1 protein-coding gene is annotated in these 404 nt (G+C 62.6%); it reads right to left on the reverse strand.

The annotated features are described in order from the left end of the window. On the reverse strand, nucleotides 1–315 hold a 315-nt coding region (locus D7X12_RS45795), incomplete at its 3' end, for a hypothetical protein (RefSeq protein ID WP_208719660.1). Between the last annotated feature and the right edge of the window lie 89 nt (nucleotides 316–404).

Consider the following 404-nt stretch of genomic DNA (forward strand, 5'->3'; position numbering starts at 1 on the left):
GGCCACGCGCTCCAGCGCAACGTAATCGGGGTGCTTGACGATGGTCTGCAGGGCTTCGCCACGGCGAGTGCGGTGGCGTAGCTGCGGCGGGTTGTGATCCGCGCTGATGGCCCAGGCGTCAAGTTCATCGGAGACGCGTTGGCCAAGCGACTTGAGCTGCGGTTCAAGCTCGCGGTAGGGGGCGTCGCCCAGGTACAGCCGCAAGAGGCGCCCGAGGTCAGGATCGACGTGGAAGAAATTGATGCCCCGGCTGTCGGGGATGTTCTGATGGCCGCCGGACTGGGTCCTAAGCGGGTCGCGGGCGATGTCGTTCATGCGGGTGGCCTCGCTGTCTCCTGTTTTGTCCGGCCAGCATAGAAACGCCATCGATAATCGTCCAATACAGCTTTTGTCCTGTACGATAA

This window comes from Corallococcus sicarius, from assembly GCF_003611735.1.
Lineage (GTDB): Bacteria > Myxococcota > Myxococcia > Myxococcales > Myxococcaceae > Corallococcus > Corallococcus sicarius.